Here is a 20,936-nt window from a genome sequence, read left to right as displayed (position 1 = left end):
AGCGCGTATCGAGACCATGCCGTACGCGGGTCTCGATACGCTCCGCTACTCGACCGGCGACCCGATCTGAAAGGCAGCGAAGCCCATGACCGACAACCTTGCCGACGACCTCGACGACCTCGCCGACCTCGACGACCTCGATGAGCTCGCCAGGCGGCTCGACCACGAGCATGTCTTCCATTCCTGGTCGGCGCAGGGGCAGTCGCCCCAGCTCGTCGTCGCCAGCGGTCGCGGATGCCGCGTCTGGGACCACTCGGGGCGCGAGTACCTCGACTTCTCGAGCCAGCTCGTGAACGTCAACATCGGCCACCAGCATCCGGTCGTCGTCGAGGCGATCCGGGAGCAGGCGCAACTGCTCACGACCATCGCGCCGTCGACCGTGAACCTCGCGCGCGGCGAGGCGGCCAAGCGCATCGTCGCCCACGCGCCCGACGGGTTCCGCCGGGTGTTCTTCACGAACGGCGGCGCCGACGCGAACGAGAACGCGATCCGCATGGCGCGCCTGCACACGGGCCGCGACAAGGTGCTCTCGACGTACCGGTCGTACCACGGCAACACGGGCGCGGCGGTCGTCTCGACGGGCGACTGGCGCCGCATCCCCAACGAGTTCGCGCGCGGACACGTGCACTTCTTCGGGCCGTACCTCTACCGCTCCGAGTTCTGGGCGACGACGCCCGAGCAGGAGTCCGAGCGCGCCCTGCAGCACCTGCGACGCGTCATCGAGGCCGAGGGGGCGACGTCGATCGCGGCCGTACTGCTCGAGTCGATCCCCGGCACCGCGGGCATCCTGCTCCCGCCGCCCGGCTACCTCGCCGGGGTCCGCGAGCTCTGCGACCGGCACGGCATCCTGCTGATCCTCGACGAGGTCATGGCGGGCTTCGGCCGCACCGGCCGGTGGTTCGCGTTCGACGGCTACGACGTGCGCCCCGACCTCATCACGTTCGCGAAGGGCGTGAACTCCGGCTACATCCCGGCGGGCGGCGTGATCATCTCGGAGACCGTCGCCGAGACGTTCGACGAGCGCGTGTTCCCCGGCGGGCTGACGTATTCGGGGCATCCGCTCGCGATGGCCTCGATCGTCGCCACGCTCGACGCCATGGAGTCCGAGGGCCTCGTCGAGAACGCCAGGGCCGTCGGCGAGACCGAGATCGGCCCGGCGCTCGCCGACCTCGCCGACCGGCACGCCGTCATCGGCGAGGTGCGCGGCGAGGGCGTGTTCTGGGCGCTCGAGCTCGTCGCCGACCGCGAGACGCGCGAGCCGCTGCCGGCCGCGGCGATGGGCCGCCTCAAGGCGGGCATGGTCGAGCGCGGGCTGCTGCCGTTCGTGCAGGACAACCGCATCCACGTGGTGCCGCCGTGCGTGGTGACCGCAGGCGAGGTCGCCGAGGCCGTGGCGATCTACGACGACGTGCTCGCGACGATGGCGGTCGAGTAGGCACCGACGCCGGACGAGCAGTGAAGCCGCCGGTCGAGTGGCGAAGCGCATCGAGACCAGGAACTGACAAGGGGAGCAACGAACATGAGCACCACCACCACCATCGAGCACTGGATCGACGGCGCACCCGCCGCGGGAGCCTCGGAGCGCACCGGTCCGGTCTACAACCCCGCACTCGGCGTCGAGCAGAAGCGCGTGCGCCTCGCGTCCACCGATGACGTCGACGCTGCGGTCCAGGCGGCCGCGCGTGCCTTCCCGGCCTGGCGCGACACCTCGATCGCGAAGCGCCAGCAGGTGATGTTCGCGTTCCGCGAGCTGTTGAACGCCCGGTCGGGCGACCTCGCCGCGATCCTCACGAGCGAGCACGGCAAGGTCACCTCCGATGCCGGGGGCGAGATCGCGCGCGGCCTCGAGGTGGTCGAGCTCGCCTGCGCGATGCCCGGTTACACGAAGGGCGAGTACTCCGAGAACGTCTCGACCGGCGTCGACGTGTACACGCTGAAGCAGCCCGTCGGCGTGGTCGGCATCATCAGTCCGTTCAACTTCCCGGCGATGGTGCCGCTCTGGTTCTTCCCGCTCGCGATCGCGGCCGGCAACACGGTCGTGCTGAAGCCGTCCGAGAAGGACCCCTCGGCCGCCGTCTGGATGGCGGAGCTCATGAAGGAGGCGGGCCTGCCCGACGGCGTGCTGAACGTGGTGCACGGCGACAAGGTCGCGGTCGACGCGCTGCTGGAGCATCCGGTCGTGCGCTCGATCTCGTTCGTGGGCTCCACGCCGATCGCGCAGTACATCTACGAGACGGCCTCGGCCAACGGCAAGCGCGTGCAGGCCCTCGGCGGCGCGAAGAACCACATGCTCGTGCTGCCCGACGCCGACCTCGACCTCGCGGCCGACGCCGCCGTGAACGCTGGCTTCGGTTCTGCGGGCGAGCGCTGCATGGCGGTGTCGGTCGTGCTCGCGGTCGACGCGGTCGCCGACGAGCTCGTCGCCAAGGTGAGCGAGCGGATGTCGCGGCTCACGACCGGCGACGGCACCCGAGGCTGCGACATGGGCCCGCTCATCACGCGCGAGCACCGCGACAAGGTCGCCGGCTACCTCGACGTGGCGATCGACGACGGCGCGACGCTCGTCGTCGACGGCCGCGACCCGGAGGTCGACGGCGCGCCCGACGGCTTCTGGCTCGGCCCGACGCTCATCGACCGGGTGCCGACCTCGTCGGTCGTCTACCAGGACGAGATCTTCGGTCCGGTGCTCTCGATCGTGCGGGTCGACGGGTACGAGCAGGGGCTCGAGATCATCAACGCCTCGCGGTACGGCAACGGCACGGCGATCTTCACGAACGACGGGGGTGCGGCGCGGCGGTTCCAGCGGGAGGTGACGGTCGGCATGATCGGCATCAACGTGCCGATCCCGGTGCCGGTGGCGTACCACTCGTTCGGCGGGTGGAAGGACTCGTTGTTCGGTGACGCGAAGGCGTACGGCCCGAAGGGGTTCGACTTCTTCCTGCAGGAGAAGGCGGTCACCTCGCGGTGGTTGGACCCGAGCCACGGCGGCCTGAACCTGGGCTTCCCGCAGCACGACTGAGGGCTCACGCCTCCTCGACGGGCAGTCAGGCATTCATGCGCGGCTCAGGATGATTCGACCGAATGCGTCCTGAGCCGGGTGCGTTCGCCTGAGCAGCGTGCGCCCGGCGTCATCCGCCCGGGTTGGCGACCCCGGCGGCGGCCCCGCGTCAGCCCCGGGAGCTGCGGCCGGCGAACGCCGCGACGCGCGCTGCGGCATCCGGGCTGTCGAACGCGGCGCCGATCGTGCGGGCCTCGTCGTCGAGCGCGGCCTGGAACTCGCGGGAGAGCCCGGAGCGCACGAGCCGCTTGGCCTGGCCGTACGCGGCGGAGGCGCCATGCAGCCACACGTCGGCGATCGCCCGCGCTCGGTCGGCGAGTGCCTCTGGTGCGACGACCTCGGCCACGAGGCCCCAGTCGAGCGCCTCGTGGGCGCTCAGGGTGCGGGAGGTCAGTGTGAGCTCGAGCGCGCGGCGCGTGCCGACGGCTTCGGGCAGGAGCGTGCTCACGCCGCAGTCGGGCGTGAGCCCGATGTCCGCGTAGCGACTCGCGAAGCTCGCGCGGTCGCTGGCCACGATCAGGTCGGCGACGAGCATGAAGCCGAGGCCGCCGCCGGCGACGGGCCCCTGCACGGCGGCGACGATGGGCTTGGCACTCTCGCGCAGCATCCGGTGCCCGTCGTGGATCGCATCGGCGAGTTCGGTGACGACTTGCCCTGCCGAGGTGTCGTCGCCGCCGAGTTCGGACATGGCGCGCACGTCGCCGCCGGCGCAGAACGCGCGACCGACCGCGTCGAACAGGACGGCGCGGATGTCGTCGCGGGCCGCGATCTCGCCCGCGTACCGGTGCCAGAGGGCGATGGCCTCTGGGCCGACCGCGTTCAGGCGCTCGGGACGGTTGAGGGTGAGGTGCGCGAGTCCGTCGTGCACGCTGAAGAGGATGGCGTCGTCGCTCATGGTTCGGGAGTCTAACCCCGGCGGCGCAGCCGGCCGGGGGAGTTGTCGATGTCCCACGACCGGCGGGCGCGATCGGCCCGCGGACGGTGGACCGGCACACGGTCCCGAACCGGGTGGCGGCCGAATCATCCCTATGGGGTGATGCACCGCGAGCGCATCGCGAGGATCGTGGGCCTTCGATGCGGGCTCCGCATCGTCGGGGGAACGCACGAAGCAGAGGGCGGATCAATGGCCGAGCACGAACTGGACGACCTGGGACCGGTCGATTATCTCGTCATCGAGTTCCCTGCGGGGCACCAGACCTTCACCGGTGAGATCGCGAAGGAACTCGTGAACCTCGTCGAGGCCGGCACCATCCGGCTCATCGATGCGATCGTGCTCGCCAAGGACGAGAACGGCGACATCGAGGCGGTGGAGCTCGCCGACGCCGGCGACCTGGGCCCGCTCGTCGCGCTCGAAGCCGACCTCGCCGAGCTGCTGGCGGCCGACGACGTCGTGAACCTCGCCGCTGCGATGGACCCGGGCAGCGTCGCCGGCGTCATCGTCTACGAGAACATCTGGGCGGGGCCGTTCGCAGCCGCCGCACGGCGGGCCGGCGGCCAGCTCATCGCCAACGGGCGCATCCCCATCCAAGCCATCCTCGCCTCCATCGAGGCCGATGAGCCCCTCGAACCGACGGGAGTCTGACATGCCGCTGAGGCCTGCACGAATCGGACGGGTCGGCGTCATCGGCGCACCCGTCGCCAAGGCTGCGGTCGTCGGCGCCGCGGTGCGTCCGGGTCCGGCGCCGGTGGCGAAGGCCGCGGTGATCGGAGCGGCCGTCACCCCCGGGAGACGTCGCCGCATCTGACCACGCCCTCGGGCCGATCGCAGCGAAGATGCACGATGCGCGATGCACGACATCGTGCGAGTCCGGAGGTGCGTATGGGGGGTCGTGAGACCTTCGACATCCTGGTGCGCGGTGAACTCGGAGAGATGATCACCGATGAACTGGTCGATTTCGAGGTGGTCGAGAGCAGTCCGGGTTCGACCAGACTCCGCGGAGAGGTGCCGGATCAGGCGCGCCTGCTCGGGGTGCTCGATCTGCTCCGCAGCCTGAACGTCGAGATCGAGGCGATCACGCACGTCGGTGACCGGCCCGAGTGAGCGGGGCGAGCAGGCCGAGGTCACGGGCCCTCGCGATCGCCGCGCTCCGCCCCGTCACGCCGAGCTTGCGGTAGATGTGCGCGGTGTGGGTCTTGATCGTGTTGATCGAGACGAAGCACATGCTCGCGAGCTCTGCGGCGGTCGAATGATCGGGAAGGTGCCCGAGGATCTCGAGTTCGCGATCCGTGAGCGGCTCCGCGAGCGCGGCGTTCGCCCGAGCAGGGCTGCGCCGTCCGTCGAGTGCGACGATCGTCCCGGCCAGGCCGCCACGCCGCGGTTCGAGTTCGGCCACGAGGTCGAGCACGACGGCGTCGGACTCGAGGAACGGGGCGACCAGGCCCTCGGGTTCCGCTCGCTCGAGGGCCGCGTCGACGAACTCCAGGGCCGCGTGTCGCGAATCCTCGAGCGCTGCGGCCCACCCGCGCAGCAGGAGCCGTTGCACCGCGCCGCGCGGCTGCTCGGTCCGGAATCGATCGGTCGTGTCGGCGAGCAGGGCCTTCGCCGCGTCCACGTGACCGAGCGCGAGGGATGCGGCCACCGCTTCGAGGGCGATCGACGGCGCCGAACCGAGGCCGCGGCGATCCACCGGATGCAGGCGGAGCGCCTGCTCGGCACGGCCGCTCCGGCGCAGCGCGCTCATGCGAGCGGCGACGAGACGGTCGTGGACCGCGGGCGCCGGTGACTGCGCCGGGGCAGGGGGCGGGCCGGAAGCCGGGGCGATGCCATCGCCGTCGTGCGGCATGAGCTCGGTGAGCTCGAGGGCGTCCTCGAACCGGCCCTCGAGCCCGGCGACGAGCGCCGCCTCGTACCTCGCGATCCACGACAGCTGCGAGCGGTGGTTGGCCTCCGCGCTGATGATGCCGTTCCGGAGCGGGACGATGGCGGCCTCGGGGCGTCCGCGCTCGTGGGCGACGAGCGCCTGCGCGAGGTAGGCATCGGCGATGATCGGGTGCGCGGCGAGGGAGGCCGAGGTCGCGGTGTCGATCGCCTCCGCGGCGAGCAGCTCCGCGCCCACGGTGCGGCCCGTCCACGCGTGGAGCAGGGCGAGCGACCCGAGCAGGCCGACGCGATAGGGCGGGTAGGCGACGCCGTCGGTGGCGAGGGCCCGTTCGATCCACGTCTCGGCCTCGGCCAGGTCGCCGAGCAGGAAGTGCGACCGGCCGCCGGAACCCGTGGCGAGCGTGCGGAGGAGTCCCGGTGCCGTGAGGCCCATCAGGTCGGGCGTCTCGACCGGTTCGGGCGCGAGCAGCTCGAGTGCTCGCTCGGCGGCCCGGAGGGTCTCGTCGGGCGACGCGGACCACTGCGCGGTCGCGGAGATCCACGCGTCGGCGATCACGCGCTCCCCGGGCGTCGCACGCGGGTCGCTCGCCACGCGCCGGAGCGTATCGACGGCCCGGATGGTCTCGCCCTGCATGCCCACCAGGATGCCGAGTTCGAGCTGCACGTCGAGGCGACCGGCCCGGACATGCTCGGGGACGGCCGTGATCCAGCGGACCACGGCGTGCATCTCGCCGCGTTCGAAGACGTCGCTGCCCCGGGTCATGATCGCATCGAGGGCACGGTCCCACTCGCGGGCTCGGAGGAGGTACTCGACCGCAGGCGTCAGCTCGCCTCGCGCCAGGTGGAAGTCGGCGGCCGCGCCGAGCAGACGGCGTTCCTCCGGTGCGTCCTCGGCGCGCAGCCGGTAGCGGAGGAGATCCCGGAACAACTGGTGGAATCGGACCCTCGTGCGATGGGGGTCCATCGCGACGAGGAACATCGACTCGTGCTCCAGACGTTCGAAGAGCTGCTGGGCATCGGTGCGATCCAGCACGTGGTCGACGAGTTCCGCCGTCATCACGTCGAGCACGGACATCCGGAGCAGCAGCGTCCTCGTGCTCTCGGCGAGCGCGTCGAGCACCTCCTCGGTGAGGTACTCGGAGATGAGTCGACCGCTGCCGCTCAGTTCCTCGACGAACTCCTCGGACTCGCCCTGGAACTTGAGCGTGAGTCCCGCGAGCTGCAGCCCGGCCGCCCATCCCTCGGTTCTCGAGGCGATCGCATCGATCGCCTCGGCGCCGATGTCCCGGTGCGTGATCCTGGCGAGCAGTTCCGCCGACTCGTCCCTGGTCATCGCGAGGTCGAGCTGGCGGAGCTCGAGCATGCGGTTGCGCAGCCGCAGCCGGCTCCAGGCGATGGGGGGATCGAACCGGGTGGCGATCACGAGATGCACGTTCGGGGGGAGGGCGGCGACGAGGCGGCCGAGGTCGGCCAGGAGCGTGCCGTTCGAGAGGTGGTGCACGTCGTCGAGCACGATGACCGTCTCGGGGAACGACGCGAGCTCGGCGGTCAGGTGGTCCAGGAACGGGCCGCCGAGTCCGCCCGCGCCGAGCGCCGACAGGTCCGCGAGTCCGCCGACCCGGCTCCGAACGGCCGAAAGTGCCGCGATGAGCCGGCGAGAGAAGCGCATCGGATCGTCGTCCTCGGGGTCGACGTCGATCCACGCCATGGCGAGCCCGGGCATCGCCGCGGCCCACTGCTGCAGCAGCACGGTCTTGCCGGCGCCGGCGGAGGCCACGATCATCGTGAGTGGCAGTCCGCGTGCGAGATCCAGCCTGCGCAGCAGGTCGGGACGTTCCACGAGGTATTCCCCCGACACCTGTTCGACCATGCGTCCCGCCCGACTGCCCACCGAGGCTGCTCACTCCCCGGCAGACACGTGTCGGTCGACACCCGGTCAGTATGACACCGGATACGTCCGGTTCCCCCTGTCTTACGCCATGGTTCGCCTGCGCTCTCCCTCGCATTGGACGCGTGTCTCACCTCGCGGCAGCGTCGGACGCCGTTGGAGTCATCCGTTCAGGGCGATGTGGACGTTCGGCGGGCGAACTACGTTCGTGGTCGCATGGGCGTGAAGCGCACGCCCGGATTGAAAGGGACCACCGTGAACCTCTGGGAATTCTTCGTCTGGCTCTTCTGGTTCTACGTTCTCGTCGCGTGCATCTGGATCTTCATCACGGTGATCGTGGACATCTTCCGCGACGCGACGCTGAACGGATGGGGCAAGGCGCTCTGGGTGATCTTCCTCGTCTTCCTCCCCTTCCTGGCGGCGATCATCTACCTCATCGCCCGAGGCCGTGGCATGGGTGAGCGGAAGCTCGCGGAGGCGCAGGCCGCACGAGCGCAGAGCGACGAGTACATCAGGACGGTCGCGGGCTCGTCGTCGTCATCGCCGGCATCCGAGATCGAGTCGGCCAAGCGCCTCCTCGACTCGGGAGCGGTCACGCCCGCCGAGTACGAGACCCTGAAGGCCAAGGCGCTGCAGGGCGCCTGAGCGCGACGTTGCTGCGGCGGACGCCGGCTTGGGGGAGCCGCCGTCCGCCGCCGTCTCGCGTGCTCGCGTCAGGCAGCCGGCGCCGGGTGCTCGCCGTGCGCGGCGCCATCACCGCGTGACGGGTGCGCGGAGGACTGCTCGAGCCGGGAGGCGCGGGCGGTGAGCACGTCGAGCACCGTGCGCACGGCCAGCCGCTCCGCGACATCCGGCCGCACGAGCGCGACGATCTGCCGCGCCGACGCGACACCGCGGATCGGCTTCAGGAGCACGCCCTCCGGCACCGCGCCCGAGGTGTAGCGCGGCACGAACGCGACGCCCTGGCCGGCCGCGATGAACGCCTCGATGATGCGCATGTCGCTGAAGCGCTGGGAGACGTGCACGCGCTTGCCGCCCTGCTGCTCGATGACGTGCAGGATGCGCTCGAACGGGAAGCCGGGCGGCACCCCGAGCCAGGTCTCGTCGACGAGGTCGGCGCTCGTCACGTGCGAACGCCCGGCGAGGCGGTGGTCGCTCGGGATGCCGACGTCGAGCGGCTCGGTGAGCAGCGGCACCGCCCTGAGCCCGCGGCCGCCCCACGGCAGTTCGCCGGGCATCGAGTGGGCGAGCACGATGTCGTAGTCGGAGGTGAGGTCGGGGAATCCGGCGAGCTCCGGATCGAGGTCGGTGCAGCGCACGACGAGCCCGGCGACGCTCGCGAGGTCGGTCAGCACCCCGGGCAGCAGGCTCGCCCCGATCGTCGGGAAGGTCAGCAGCGTGACCTCGCCGCTCGGGTGGTTGCGGAACTCGTCCCACAGGGCGGTGGCGCGCTCGAGCGCGATCGCCACGTCGGCCGCGCTGCGGGCCAGCGCGTGGCCGGCGCTCGTGAGCACGAGCCCGCGCCCGCTGCGCTCGGTGAGCGGCATGCCCGCCTCGCGTTCGAGCACCTTCAACTGCTGCGACACCGCCGACGGGGTGCGCCCGGTCGCCTCGGCGACCGCGGTCACGCTGCCGCGCTCTGAGAGTTCGCGGAGGAGGTCGAGTCGATTCACGTCCATGTAGCCAGCCTACATATTCATTGCAGTTCTGTGAGCTTGTGCTGCATTGTTTTAAGGAGGATGATTGACACATCGAAGGGTTGCAACGGCGCAACGAACCGCTCGATCACACGCCGTCACCATTCGAAAGGGAACCATCATGGCCACGCTCATCTTCGTCGCAGCTGCATCCGTCGCCGGAGTCATCGGCACGATCGTTCTCGCCACCCGCGACGGCTACCGCCGCCAGCCCGCAGAGACCTTCGCGCGCACCGTCTGAGGCCGCGCGAACCCGCCCGGCATCGCCGGGCCCAAGGGCCGCCCACGGAGAGGGACACTCCGCCGGGCGGCCCTTCATCGTGCGCTCGACGCCTCCGCGACCCGTCGCCTCGGGCTCGACGCGCGTGAGCGGGGCGCATCGGCATGCACTGGGGGGATGCCGATGCGCCCCGCCCCCCGATGCCCGGCCGGCCCCGGCCCCGGCCCCGGCGCCGGGGCACGAGCGGCGGGCCGAGGCATCCGCTCGTCCGCGTGTTCACGCAGACTCGGGTCGGCGACCCCGATACCGTGAGCCTCGACACGAGGGGGAGAGATGGCCGACGTCGTCACCGACCAGGCGGTGCTGCGCCGCTTCCTCCTCGGGCTCGCGGAGGGCATGAACGCCGCGGGCGAGTCCGTCGACAAGATCGGCGACACGATGAGCGCGGTCTCGCTCGCCTACGGCCGCGCCGACACCGACGTGGTCGTGCTGCCGACCGTGGTGCTCATCGAGACCGGCGCCGGCGGAGACGGGCGGGTCGCGATCCGCTCGGCGATCAACGTCTCGTTCCGGTTCGACCAGATCGCGGCCCTGTACCGGCTCATCGAGAGGGCCAGGGCCGGCGCGATCGATCCGCTCGAGGGCATCAACGAGCTGAACGAGATCGGCGCGATGCGCCAGCGCTTCGGTTGGCCGGTACGGGTCTTCGGGCACGCGGTGCTGACGACCGGCCTCGTGCTGCTGCTGGCGCCGACCTGGCAGGGGGCGATCATCGCCTTCTCGCTCGGGGCGCTGATCGGCCTGCTGAAGCTCGTGCGCTCTCCCACCCTGCAGCTCGTGTTCCCCGTGTTCGCGGCGTTCGTCTGCGCGCTGACCGTCTTCCTCCTCGCGCCCTACCTCGAGATCGGCGACCCGATCCGGCTGCTCATCGCCCCGCTCGCGACGTTCCTGCCGGGCGGCGTGCTCACGACCGCCACGGTCGAGCTCGCGGCGGGCCAGATGGTCGCCGGCGCATCCCGGCTGGTGTTCGGCCTCGTGCAGCTCGCGCTGCTCGCGTTCGGCATCCTCGCCGCGGGCACGATCATGGGCGTCGACGATTCGAGCTACCTGCCGCTCGAGGCGTCCTCGACCCTGCCGTGGTGGATTCCGATGCTCGGCGTGCTGCTCTTCGCGATCGGCAACTTCCTGCACTTCTCGGCGCCGAGGGCGACGTTCGGCTGGGTGCTGCTCACCTTGGTCGTCGCCTTCACCGGGCAGCAGATCGGCATCGTGCTCATCGGGCAGACCGTGAGCGGGTTCGTCGGAGCCCTGGCGATGACGCCCGTCGTGCTCTGGATCGCGACGCTCCGGCACGGCGCACCGTCGCAGCTGACGTTCCTTCCGGCGTTCTGGCTGCTCGTACCGGGTGCGGCCGGCCTCGTCGGCCTCACCGAGGCGGTGGGCACGAGCGCGGGGATCGAGAGCCTCGCGGCCGCCCTCACCTCGGTCATGTCGATCGCGCTGGGCGTGCTCATCGGCACGGCGCTCTATCGGGTCGTGCACCACGGCGCCGAGGAGATCGCGCAGTTCCACGTCGAGGTGCCGGCGGCCCTCACGCAGAACGAGGAGCCGCCGTTCTGGGCGCGCATCCTGCCGGGTACGCCGCGGTCGTTCTGGGGGCATCGCAAGACGGGCGGAAGGGCGGATGCCGGTGAGCAGGCGCGGCGCGACGAGGCCGACCGCCGCGACTGACCGGAGAAATACGGGCCTTCCTCTCAGGCGAGTCCGCCGTAGAGTATTCGGGTGACGCTCACAGACCCCCACAGCAGCGCCGACGTCCGTCAGCAGCTCATCGACCACATCTCCGCCGATGCGGTGTTCCACGGCGACTTCACGCTGACCAGCGGCAAGAAGGCGACGTACTACGTCGACCTCCGCAAGGTGAGCCTCGACCACCGCGTGGCGCCGCTCATCGGCCAGGTCATGATCGACCTCATCGCCGACATCCCCGATGTGGCCGCCGTCGGCGGTCTCACGATGGGCGCAGACCCGATCGCCTCCGCCGTGCTGCACCAGGGTGCCGCGCGCGGCCTCGAGTACGACGCGTTCGTCGTGCGCAAGGAGCCGAAGGACCACGGCCGCGGCCGACAGGTCGAGGGTCCGGATGTCGCGGGCAAGCGGGTCATCGTGCTCGAGGACACCTCGACCACGGGCGGTTCGCCGCTCAAGGCCATCGAGGCGCTCCGCAAGGTCGGTGCCGAGGTCGTCGCCGTCGCCGTCGTGGTCGACCGCGCCACAGGGGCGCGCGAGGTCATCGAGGCGGCCGGCGTGCAGTACCTCGCGGCGATCTACCTGGACGACCTGGGCCTGGCCTGATGTCGGGCGACCGACTCGGCGGCAACGACGCCGACTGGCTCCTCGCGCAGCTCGCGGCCGGCGGTGAGTCGCGCCCGGAGCATCCGGTGGCGCCCCCGTCGTTCGGGCAGCCTGCGGCGCCGTCGATGCCGGTTCCGCCCGGGTCGGTCCCGCCCTCCTCCGTGCCGTCGTCCGCCGCGCAGCCCTCGGCGCCGCGCCGCAGCGAAGAAGTGCTCGACTGGTTCTCGCTCGCCGAGCCGCCCGCCCGCGACACGGGCACCAGGGCGCTCCCGATCGTCGGCGGGGCGCTCCCGACGCAGCCGCCCGCCGACCGGCCCGTCGCCGGCGAGCCGTATGCAGCGCAGCCGTTCGCGGGTCAGCCGTATGCCGGCCAGCCGTTCGCGGGTCAGCCGTCCGGCGCGCCGCAGGCTCCGGCGACCCCCGCGCATCCGCAGTCGTCGCCGATCGTCCCCCCTGCGCCGACGGCCGTGCCGACGTGGGAGGCCTCCGCAGCAGCAGCAGCAGCAGCAGCAGCAGCAGCAGCAGCGGCTCCGGCTGCCGCACCGGCCTGGTCGCCGACGCCGCCCGTCGCGCAGCCGACGACGCCCCCGACCTCGGCGTTCGCGGGCTGGAACCAGCCCGTCGCGCCCGTCGCGCCCTCGGCCCCCTCCTCGTCGCCTCCGGCGCACGCGCCGCTCAGGGTCGAGCCGCCCGTCGGCGTCCAGCGAGCCGCCCAGCAGGCCGACCAGGCGGTCCCCTCGTGGAACCAGCCCTCGGCGCCCGCGCCCGCTCCGCAGTCCATCGAGCCGGCACCCACCGCAGTGCCCGGCCCGGCCACGCCGACCGCGCCGTTCGCGCTCACCTGGGGCGAACCCGACGGCGGCGCGGCGAACTCCGAAGACGCGCTCCGCGAGGCGTTCCGGCGGTTGTCGCAGCCCGAGGCCTCCGTGCCCACTGCTCCGGTCGCTCCCACCGCTCCGGTCGCTCCCACTGCTCCGGTCGCTCCCGTTGCGGATGACGCAGCCGACGCCTCGCCCTTCGCGGGCTTCGCCCCGCCCCCGGTCGCGCGGAGCTCCTTCACGCCTGTGGGCCAGGCGCCCGCGACGGACTTCGGCGCGGACCTCTGGTCGGCGCTCCAGGAGGCAGAGGCGCCGCCCGTTCCGGTCGCCTCGTCCGCACCCGAGCTCACTCGTCGTGAGCGCCTGGCGCTCGAGCAGCAGGTCGCCGAGGCCGCGGCCGAGGCCCAGGCGACCGCCGAGGCACAGGCCGCGGCCGAGGCGCACGCGGCCGCCGAAGCACACGCTGCGGCAGTGGCCGAGGCTCGAGCGGCGGCTGAGGCCCGTGCTGCGGCTGAGGCTCGTGCGGCGGCTGAGGCCCGTGCTGCGGCTGAGGCTCGTGCGGCGGCTGAGGCCCGTGCTGCGGCTGAGGCTCGTGCGGCCGCCGAGGCTCGTACTGCCGCCGAGGCGCAGGCCGAGGCTGAGGCCGCAGAGCTCGAGGCCGCCCGCACCCGTGTCTTCCCGGTGGTGAAGCCCGCCCCGTCCTCCGAGGCGCCGTACACGCCGTCCTCGACCGGCCCCGACCAGCCGCGCACCCCGTTCCCCGCCTTCGCTGCGGCTCCGGTGGCATCCGCGCCGATCGTGCCGCAGCCGGTGCAGCCGGTCGACGACCTGCTCGCCGCCCTCGGCGGCGCCGCCGCATCGGTCGCGCCGGTCGCGCCGGTCGGCGACCATGGCCGGTTCGCGGCGTTCGCGGCGTTCGCCGAGGAGCCCGCCTCGCCATACGACCGGCCGAGCGCCGTCGTCGCGCAACCGGCGACCCCGCGCCGGGCCCCGGCCGAATCCGACGGACTCGCGGGCCTCGGCCTCTCGTTCGATGACGACGAGGTCGGCGGCCTCGACGAGACGCCGTCCGTGCCCCAGTTCGGTGGCGTGCGCGCGTGGTCGAACGTGCCCGATGCGGGACGGTTCGACGAGCCGACCCCGGCCGACGACGAGGAGCCGGGCTATCAGTGGGGCATCAGCCCCGACCCGACGGCGGAAGACCCTCGTGCCGACGAGCCCCTGGGTTCGCCGCTTCGCGCCCTCGCGTTCGGTGGGGCGGCGGGCCTCGCCGCGGCTGCCGCATCCTCCGGCGCCGTCGGCCCCATGCGCCGGTCGGCCGTGCCGCCCGTGCAGCCGGTCGCCGAGTCGCTCCCGTCCGACCACCGGCTCGCGTCCGACGACCAACTCGCGTCCGACGAGGTCGACTGGTTCGCCGCGCCCGCCGCCGATGAGCCGCCGGCGGCCACCGCGATGCTCCAGGTCGTGCCCGACCAGTCCGAGCAGGCACCGACCGAGGCGTTCTCGAACGATCCGTTCGCCTTCGCCGACGCCGCAGACGGCGACCCCTTCGCTTCCCGGCGATCCGCGTCGACCACGCAGCGCATGCCGATCGCCTCCGACTCGTGGGCGTCCGAACCTCGTGCATCCGCCGACCGCGACGACGACAACCCGTTCGCTTCACTGTTCGAACCGACCGGACCCGTTCGCGTCGCGACCGCAGCGGGGGTCGGCGCCGGGATCGGCGCATCGGCCGGAGGCTTCGCGGCGTTCGCCTCGGCGCCCGGTGCCTCCGTCGGCGGGGTCGGCGGCGCTGGCGCAGGCGCCGGCCGCGGCGGTGCATCGTACGGCGGCTCCAGCGGCTCCAGCGGGGTCGGCGGCGGCCTCGGCTCCTCCGGCACCAGCGGCAACGGCTACGGCAACGGAAACGGCGGTCGCTCCAGCGGCGGTTCCGGCGCGTCCGGCGGCAGCGGTTCGAACGGTTCCGGGTCCGGAAAGGACTCGGGCGGCCGCGGCCCGGCCAAGCCCCTGATCTGGGTGGCCGGCGGCCTGCTCGTACTGGTCGTGCTGGCCGGGCTCTTCTTCTTCGGCTCGAACATCGTGAGCGGCGGGCTCGCGTCGACCGCCGGCCCGTCGGCGAGCGAGACCGGCGAGGCGGCGTCCGACACCCCGGCGCCGGCCCCCACCGCACCGCAGCCGATGGGCGTGCACGCGTGGAACACGCTGTTCGGCGGGGAGTGCCTCGACCCGTTCACGTCCGCATGGGACGAGGAGTACACGGTCGTCGACTGCGGCGTCGCGCACGCGGCACAGCTCGTCTACCGGGGCACGCTCCCGGGTGACCAGGCCGCGGCGTTCCCCGGCGAGGCCGAGCTCGGCGCGCAGATGAGCGCACTCTGCACGGCGGCGGGCATCGTCGACGTGGCCGCAGCGGCCGGCATCCCCGACCTGCAGGTGCAGGGCAGCTACCCGGTGACCGAGGAGCAGTGGGCTGCGGGCGAGCGCACGTACTACTGCTTCGCCAATCGAGCGGGCGGCGAGCCGATCACGGGCTCGATCGCAGGACCCGGCCCGACGGCGTGAGCATCCCCGTGATCCTGGACTGCGATCCGGGTCATGACGATGTCTTCGCACTGTGGCTGGCGGCCGGGCACCCGTCGCTCGAGCTGCTCGCCGTGACCACGGTCGGCGGCAACGTGCCGCTCGAGCACACGAGCCGCAATGCGCGCATCGTGCTCTCGGTGGCCGGCGTCGACGGGGTGCCGGTCGCGGCCGGCGCCTCCGGCCCGCTCGTGCGCCCCCTCGTGACGGCCGAGTGGATCCACGGCGAGAACGGCCTCGGCGGGCCTGTGCTGCCGGAGCCGCGCGTACCGCTCGACCCGCGCTCCGCGACCGAGCTCATGTCCGACGTGCTCGAGTCGTCGAGCGAACCCGTGGCGATCATCGCGACGGGCCCGATCACGAACATCGCCGTGCTGCTGCGCGATCGGCCCGAACTCGCCCCGCGCATCCGCGAGATCGTCTGGATGGGCGGCTCCACCGAGCGCGGCAACGCGACCCCGTACGCGGAGTTCAACGCGCTGGTCGACCCCGAGGCGCTCGACCTCGTGCTGCGCAGCGGCATCCGGTTCACGATGGTCGGCCTCAACGTGACGCACCGCGCCCTCGTGACGCCGGCCGTGCGGACGAGCCTCGCGGGGGTCGGCACGCGGACGGCGGCCTTCGGCGACGAGTTGCTCGAGTTCTTCTGCCGCACCAACGACGAGGTGTTCGGCATGCCGGACGGTCCGTTGCACGACCCGGTCGCGGTCGCGGTGCTCGCCGACCCGTCCGCCGTCGAACTGCGGCACACGCGCCTCGACGTCGAGCTGGCCGGCACCGAGACCACCGGTGCGACGAGCGTCGACTTCGACGGCATGCTCGGGCGCGAACCGAACGCCTGGATCGCGGTCGACCTCGACGTCGAGCGGTTCTGGGCGGGCCTGGTCGATGCCGTCGGACGGCTCGCCTGACGCCTTCCGCCGGGCGCTAGCCTCGATGCATGGCACGTTCGGGCATCTACGTCGAGACGACGATCGCCGCCGATCTCGAGCAGGTGTGGCGACTGAGCCAGGAGCCGTCCGCGCACGCCAGGTGGGACCTCCGGTTCTCGAGCATCGTGCCGGAGCCGGAGCCGGAGCCGGAGCCAGCACCGGAGCCGGCACCGGGGCAGGCCTCCGTGCGGCCGACGCAGCGGGTCGTCGAGGGCGAGACGGCGGATGCCGCGGCGCGGCGCTTCACGTACACCCGCCGGGTGCCCTTCCATACCGTGCACGGCATCGGCGTCAGCCTCGGCGAGACCGACCGACCAGACGGGTCGCGCACCTCGGCGCTGCGCTTCTCGACGGATGACCGGCTCTCGCCGCTCCGCTCGGGTCGCGGCTACTGGCGGTACACGACGGATGCCGCGGGCACGCGCTTCATCACGGGCTACGACTACGAGCCGGGCTGGGGCCCGCTCGACGTGGTCGTGCGGCCGCTGCTGGGGTGGGCGACGGCGTGGAGCTTCGACCGCCTCCGCATCTGGATCGAGCGTGGGGAGGAACCCGAGCACTGGCCGTTGCGCAGCGCGTTGTGGTTCTGGCGGGGCGACCGGCCGAGGGCCGGCCGATGCCGCAGGGCGCCCGCGGGCGGCATCCGTCGCGCCGATCACCTCGCCGGGGCGCCGAGCACGCTCGCGACCCTGCCGGAACCCGCCGCGACCGCCCGCATCGCCGTGAACGGAGTCGACTCGTGACGTCGATCTTCGAGCGGGCCATCGGCGAGGACTTCGCGCGATTGCATCCCATGCTGCAGCGGCGCTTCGGCATCGGCCTCGAGTCGGGTGAGGCATGCGTCGGACGAGGCGTCATGAGCGAGGTGCGGCGCGGGCCGTGGTGGACCGTGCCGTTCCTGCAGATCGGACGGCTGCGGAACATCCTCGTGCCCGACGTCGGTACCGACGTGCCGTTCCGCATCGACAACCATCCGTACCTCGACCCGTTCGGACGCGAGACGGTGACATTCGTGCGCGAGTACGAGATCAGGGGGCACCGCCGTCGCTTCGACGCCACGATGATCCTGGTCGACGGGCGGGTCGTCGACTACCTCGGCACGCACCAGCACCTCGCGGTCGACCTCGACCTGGCCGTCGACGACGACGGCGGGCTCCGGCTCACCTCAGGTGCGCAGCGTTTCGCCGAGGGGCCGATCGCGTTCCGGTTCCCGATGCTGTTCAGCGGCCGGGCGCACCTGCACGAGTGGTACGACGACGAGCTCGAGACGTTCCACATCGAGCTCGAGGTGCGCAACGACCGGTTCGGGTTCCTCTTCGGCTATCGCGGCACGTTCACGTGCGAGTGGATCGCCTCGACCGATGCGCCCGAGCGGGTGAGGCCGGTTCGGCACGAACGGCGAACGTGAGCGCTCAGCTGGTGGGCCCAGCGCCGTCGCCGCCGGGCGCGCCGCCCTCGCCTTCATCGGCCGCCGAGGGCACGGCCACGCCGCGCGCGACCACGGCCCGCACGCCGAGGCCGATGCCCGCGACCACGATCGCGACGGCGATCGGCGGCAGGACGAGCTCCGGCAGCGTCGACGCCGCGGCGAAGACGCCGAGGCCGTAGTCGAGCATCTCGGCGGGGCGGGTGGCCAGCACGCGCGTGCCGGCGGCGCTGCTCACCGCGGTCGCGAGCGCCGGAGCCAGCCAGAGCACCACGAGGCTCGCGATCGCCGCGACGACCCGACCGATTGTGCTGACGCCGCACCAGGCGATCGCGGCGCCGATGAGCACCGCCGGCAGCCAACGCAGCGCGCCGAGCAGCCAGGACACCTCGCCGGACACGACGCCGAGGAACGGGTGCAGCAGCGTGCTCGCCCAGAAGCCGACGGCGATGCTGCCGAAGGCGAGTCCGATCAGCGCGCCCGCCCGCGGCGCCCGCGCGATGAGCCACAGCACGAGGGCGCCGACGGCGATCGAGAAGAGGGTGAGCGCGATGAGCGCGACGACGTAGACCGTCGACTCGAGTCGATGCTGCAGTCCGGCCTGCACGGTGACCGCAGTCTGCGCCAGGGCGACGACCTGCACGGCGAGCACGCCGACGAGCAACCCGGCGAAGCCGCGCCGCGGCATCCGTCGCCGAAGCGTGCGTGCCACGAGACCGGCGACCGCGCTGCCCGTGACGATGAGCCCGACGATGCTCGTGAGGGCGTACTGGCTGAACGGCAGCAGCGCGATCGGCATCGTCTCGGGCATCGTCTCGAACGCCCAGAGGTTCTGCAGTGGCAGGCGCATGCCGGTCGCGAGCCACGGCAGCAGGCCGACGAGCCCCGCGGCGACGCCCGGCAGCACGAGGAGCCACGCTCCGAGGAGGGGCGGGTCGGCTGTCACGGGCGACCTCGGTGGACCTGCGGCCACGGTCGGTGCGGCCACGGTCGGGCCGGGCGGGGTCGGGCCGGGCAGGGTCGGGCCGGGCGGCGTGACGCCGCGGTAGGGCTTTGGCGTGGGCGGTGTGGTCCGCTCGGAGTCGGTCATGGGTCGAGCCTCTGCATCCGTCGATGGCCTGCGGGGTCGGGAGCGCCGGGTTCGGGCCGGCCGGGGTCGATCTCGACGCCGAGCTCCGCGATCGGCTCGACGCCGAACCCGAGGACGCGCGGGCGACGAAGACGGCCGATACGGCGCTGGCGCGCCTCTTCGACCGGCGACCCGCTACAGCTCGGTCTCGACCTGGTCCTTGCGGACCAGCTCCTGCACGCCGCCGAGGATCTCGTCGGGCCGGAACGGATACTTCTGAATCTCGGCCTGGTCGCTGATGCCGGTGAGCACGAGGATCGTGTGCAGGCCGGCCTCGATGCCCGCGACGATGTCGGTGTCCATGCGGTCGCCGATCATCGCCGTGTTCTCGGAATGGGCGCCGATCTTGTTCAGCGCCGAGCGGAACATCATCGGGTTCGGCTTGCCCACGACGTACGGCTCCATGCCGGTCGCCTTGGTGATGAGCGCGGCGATCGCGCCGGTGGCCGGCATGGGGCCGTCCTTCGACGGGCCGGTGGCATCGGGGTTCGTGACGATGAAGCGCGCACCGTTGCCGATGAGGCGGATCGCCTTCGTGATCGCATCGAACGAGTAGTTGCGGGTCTCGCCGACGACCACGTAGTCGGGGTTCGTCTCGGTCATGATGAACCCGGCCTCGTGCAGCGCGGTCGTGATGCCGGCCTCGCCGATCACGAAGGCGGTGCCGCCGGGCAGCTGCGACTTCAGGAAGTCGGCCGTCGCGAGCGCCGAGGTCCAGATGCGGTCCTCGGGCACGTTCAGGCCGCTCGCGCGGAGCCTCGCCGAGAGGTCGCGCGCGGTGAAGATCGAGTTGTTCGTGAGCACGAGGTACGGCGTGCCGGAGTCCTCCCACTGCTGCAGGAGCTCGGCTGCGCCGGGCAGGGCGTGGTTCTCGTGCACGAGCACGCCGTCCATGTCGGTCAGCCAGCACTCGACCTCTTCGCGTCGTCCCATGTGATCCAGACTAGGCGGCGGAGGTCACGGAGTGGTGACGTTCACGAGGCGGGCGGATGCCGCGGGCGGCCGCCAGAGGCATCCGTCGCCGTCGCGGGCAGCCGGATGCCGACTCAGGTGCAGAGCGGCTCGCCCAGGTCGATGCTCTCGCCGTCGAGCGTGATCACGCCCACCGCGCACAGCCGGGTCTCGGGGGTCGGCCGCACGACCAGCGTCGTGTAGGCGCTCTGCACGTTCGGCTCGACCGCGGACTGACGGTCGGGGCCCTGCGGTGCGGTCTCGGGATAGATGGCCACGGTCATCGAGTTGCCGGAGACCTGCTCGTCGTACCGCGTGATCCGCGCCCATCCCGCATAGCACTTGTTCGACCAGATGATCTCGAGCTTCGTGTTGTTGGTCCGCGGTGAACTCGTCGCCACCTCGGCATCGTTCACGCAGGGGGAGAGTGCGGGGTCGACGCCGTTGTGCACGTTGATCTGGGCCATCGGGCTGACGGGGGAGTCGGTCAGCTCCTTCTTCGCGATCGCGACCGCCTCGGCGCGGGCCTGCTCGACGACCGTGCCCCCGATGACGAGGCTGACACCGCCCGACACGAGCACGCCCACCAGGAACGCGGCTGCGATCAGCAGCGCGGTGACGGCTCGGGTTCGGCCGGCCGGCCGCGCCGTCGCCGGGGCAGGCTCTTCGGAGGCCGACGCGGTGAGGTCGACGACGGGGGCGTCCTCGGGGGGACGCGACGGGGACGCCGCGGGTCCGGAGGCCGAGTCGCCGTGCCCGGCGATGGCGTCCCGCCGCCTGATCCACTCGGCCGGATCGCCTCCGCATGCGCGCACGGTTCGGTCGACGGTGCGGGCCGACGGCAGGTGCTTGCCGCCGAATGCGCTCGAGAGCACCGTCTTCGAGATGCCGGTGTCGTGCTGGAGCCGCGCCAGCGTCGGGCTGTCGGCCTGCAGCCGGAGCGCGCGCAGATCTGCGGCGAACTGTGCGATGGAGTCGGCTGCGGCGGAGTCGGGTCGGGTCATCGCGGGTTCCTTGCTGACTGGGGACGGTGGTGTCGACTACAAGGCGGCGATGCCCGT

The 20,936-nt window shown here is 72.2% G+C and carries 18 protein-coding genes; 12 read left to right on the top strand and 6 right to left on the bottom strand.

Going from position 1 to position 20,936, the window contains the following annotated elements; genetic code table 11:
• Positions 1–85 precede the first annotated feature (85 nt).
• Together ABIC29_RS18280 and ABIC29_RS18275 are read left to right on the top strand one after the other, a co-directional pair.
• The gene (locus tag ABIC29_RS18280) at positions 86–1,435 is read left to right on the top strand and encodes an aspartate aminotransferase family protein (RefSeq protein WP_354247797.1); all 1,350 of its coding nucleotides are present in this window, start codon (positions 86–88) and stop codon (positions 1,433–1,435) included.
• Positions 1,436–1,519: 84 nt separating this feature from the next.
• Positions 1,520–3,019: a CoA-acylating methylmalonate-semialdehyde dehydrogenase gene (locus tag ABIC29_RS18275; RefSeq protein ID WP_354247794.1), complete on the top strand. Its 1,500-nt coding sequence runs from the start codon at positions 1,520–1,522 to the stop codon at positions 3,017–3,019.
• A 148-nt stretch (positions 3,020–3,167) separates the two neighbouring features.
• Here the strand turns inward: ABIC29_RS18275 and ABIC29_RS18270 are convergent, their stop codons facing one another.
• A complete protein-coding gene (locus ABIC29_RS18270; RefSeq protein WP_354247791.1) occupies positions 3,168–3,953 on the bottom strand; it encodes an enoyl-CoA hydratase/isomerase family protein in 786 nt (261 codons plus the stop codon).
• Between the two features lie 228 nt (positions 3,954–4,181).
• On the opposite strand from ABIC29_RS18270, the gene ABIC29_RS18265 reads away from it, so the two are divergent.
• From ABIC29_RS18265 to ABIC29_RS18255, 3 genes are all read left to right on the top strand, one after another.
• Entirely contained in the window at positions 4,182–4,640 is a 459-nt protein-coding gene (locus tag ABIC29_RS18265; protein ID WP_116086007.1) for a DUF6325 family protein, read from the top strand.
• Position 4,641: 1 nt separating this feature from the next.
• Positions 4,642–4,803: a hypothetical protein gene (locus tag ABIC29_RS18260; RefSeq protein ID WP_169829229.1), complete on the top strand. Its 162-nt coding sequence runs from the start codon at positions 4,642–4,644 to the stop codon at positions 4,801–4,803.
• 74 nt (positions 4,804–4,877) lie between these two features.
• Positions 4,878–5,099, top strand: coding sequence for a DUF8691 family protein (locus ABIC29_RS18255; RefSeq protein ID WP_116086010.1), 222 nt, complete (start codon positions 4,878–4,880; stop codon positions 5,097–5,099).
• On the opposite strand, the gene ABIC29_RS18250 is transcribed toward ABIC29_RS18255, so the two are convergent.
• On the bottom strand, positions 5,071–7,719 hold the full coding sequence (locus ABIC29_RS18250) for a winged helix-turn-helix domain-containing protein (protein ID WP_354247786.1): 2,649 nt from the start codon (positions 7,717–7,719) through the stop codon (positions 5,071–5,073). The genes ABIC29_RS18255 and ABIC29_RS18250 overlap by 29 nt on opposite strands.
• A gap of 303 nt (positions 7,720–8,022) precedes the next feature.
• Here ABIC29_RS18250 and ABIC29_RS18245 point away from each other — a divergent pair, with 303 nt between their 5' ends.
• Entirely contained in the window at positions 8,023–8,412 is a 390-nt protein-coding gene (locus ABIC29_RS18245; RefSeq protein ID WP_116086015.1) for an SHOCT domain-containing protein, read from the top strand.
• 68 nt (positions 8,413–8,480) lie between these two features.
• On the opposite strand, the gene ABIC29_RS18240 is transcribed toward ABIC29_RS18245, so the two are convergent.
• Complete coding sequence (locus ABIC29_RS18240; RefSeq protein WP_354247783.1) at positions 8,481–9,446, bottom strand: LysR family transcriptional regulator; 966 nt, start codon at positions 9,444–9,446, stop codon at positions 8,481–8,483.
• 571 nt (positions 9,447–10,017) lie between these two features.
• Between ABIC29_RS18240 and ABIC29_RS18235 the strand changes: the two genes are divergently transcribed.
• From ABIC29_RS18235 to ABIC29_RS18210, 6 genes are read left to right on the top strand one after another with little or no spacing between them, the layout of a single operon-like run.
• Entirely contained in the window at positions 10,018–11,415 is a 1,398-nt protein-coding gene (locus ABIC29_RS18235; RefSeq protein WP_116086019.1) for a threonine/serine exporter family protein, read from the top strand.
• A 51-nt stretch (positions 11,416–11,466) separates the two neighbouring features.
• Positions 11,467–12,039 (top strand): orotate phosphoribosyltransferase, encoded by a 573-nt coding sequence (gene pyrE, locus ABIC29_RS18230; RefSeq protein ID WP_116086022.1) that lies wholly within the window; start codon positions 11,467–11,469, stop codon positions 12,037–12,039.
• Positions 12,039–15,419, top strand: coding sequence for a hypothetical protein (locus ABIC29_RS18225; protein ID WP_354247780.1), 3,381 nt, complete (start codon positions 12,039–12,041; stop codon positions 15,417–15,419). The genes pyrE and ABIC29_RS18225 overlap by 1 nt, the downstream gene beginning before the upstream one ends.
• Positions 15,416–16,348, top strand: coding sequence for a nucleoside hydrolase (locus ABIC29_RS18220; RefSeq protein ID WP_116086024.1), 933 nt, complete (start codon positions 15,416–15,418; stop codon positions 16,346–16,348). The genes ABIC29_RS18225 and ABIC29_RS18220 overlap by 4 nt, the downstream gene beginning before the upstream one ends.
• Positions 16,349–16,377: 29 nt before the next feature.
• On the top strand, positions 16,378–17,112 hold the full coding sequence (locus tag ABIC29_RS18215) for an SRPBCC family protein (protein ID WP_354247777.1): 735 nt from the start codon (positions 16,378–16,380) through the stop codon (positions 17,110–17,112).
• Positions 17,109–17,777, top strand: a complete 669-nt coding sequence (locus ABIC29_RS18210; RefSeq protein WP_354247774.1) for a DUF4166 domain-containing protein — start codon at positions 17,109–17,111, stop codon at positions 17,775–17,777. Before ABIC29_RS18215 ends, ABIC29_RS18210 begins: the two co-directional genes overlap by 4 nt.
• Before the next feature lie 4 nt (positions 17,778–17,781).
• Here ABIC29_RS18210 and ABIC29_RS18205 read toward each other — a convergent pair whose 3' ends face one another.
• The 3 genes from ABIC29_RS18205 to ABIC29_RS18195 form a co-directional block, all read right to left on the bottom strand.
• Positions 17,782–18,885 carry a hypothetical protein gene (locus ABIC29_RS18205; RefSeq protein WP_354247771.1) on the bottom strand — a complete coding sequence of 368 codons (1,104 nt, stop codon included), beginning with the start codon at positions 18,883–18,885 and terminating at the stop codon, positions 17,782–17,784.
• 174 nt (positions 18,886–19,059) lie between these two features.
• Positions 19,060–19,857 (bottom strand): HAD-IIA family hydrolase, encoded by a 798-nt coding sequence (locus ABIC29_RS18200; RefSeq protein WP_116086029.1) that lies wholly within the window; start codon positions 19,855–19,857, stop codon positions 19,060–19,062.
• Between the two features lie 113 nt (positions 19,858–19,970).
• Positions 19,971–20,879, bottom strand: coding sequence for a DUF2690 domain-containing protein (locus tag ABIC29_RS18195; protein WP_354247768.1), 909 nt, complete (start codon positions 20,877–20,879; stop codon positions 19,971–19,973).
• Positions 20,880–20,936: the final 57 nt, after the last annotated feature.

This window comes from Agromyces sp. PvR057 (assembly GCF_040547485.1).
Taxonomy (GTDB): domain Bacteria; phylum Actinomycetota; class Actinomycetes; order Actinomycetales; family Microbacteriaceae; genus Agromyces.
The sequence above is the reverse complement of the archived record's forward strand: the minus strand, read 5'-3'. Positions and strand labels throughout refer to the sequence as shown.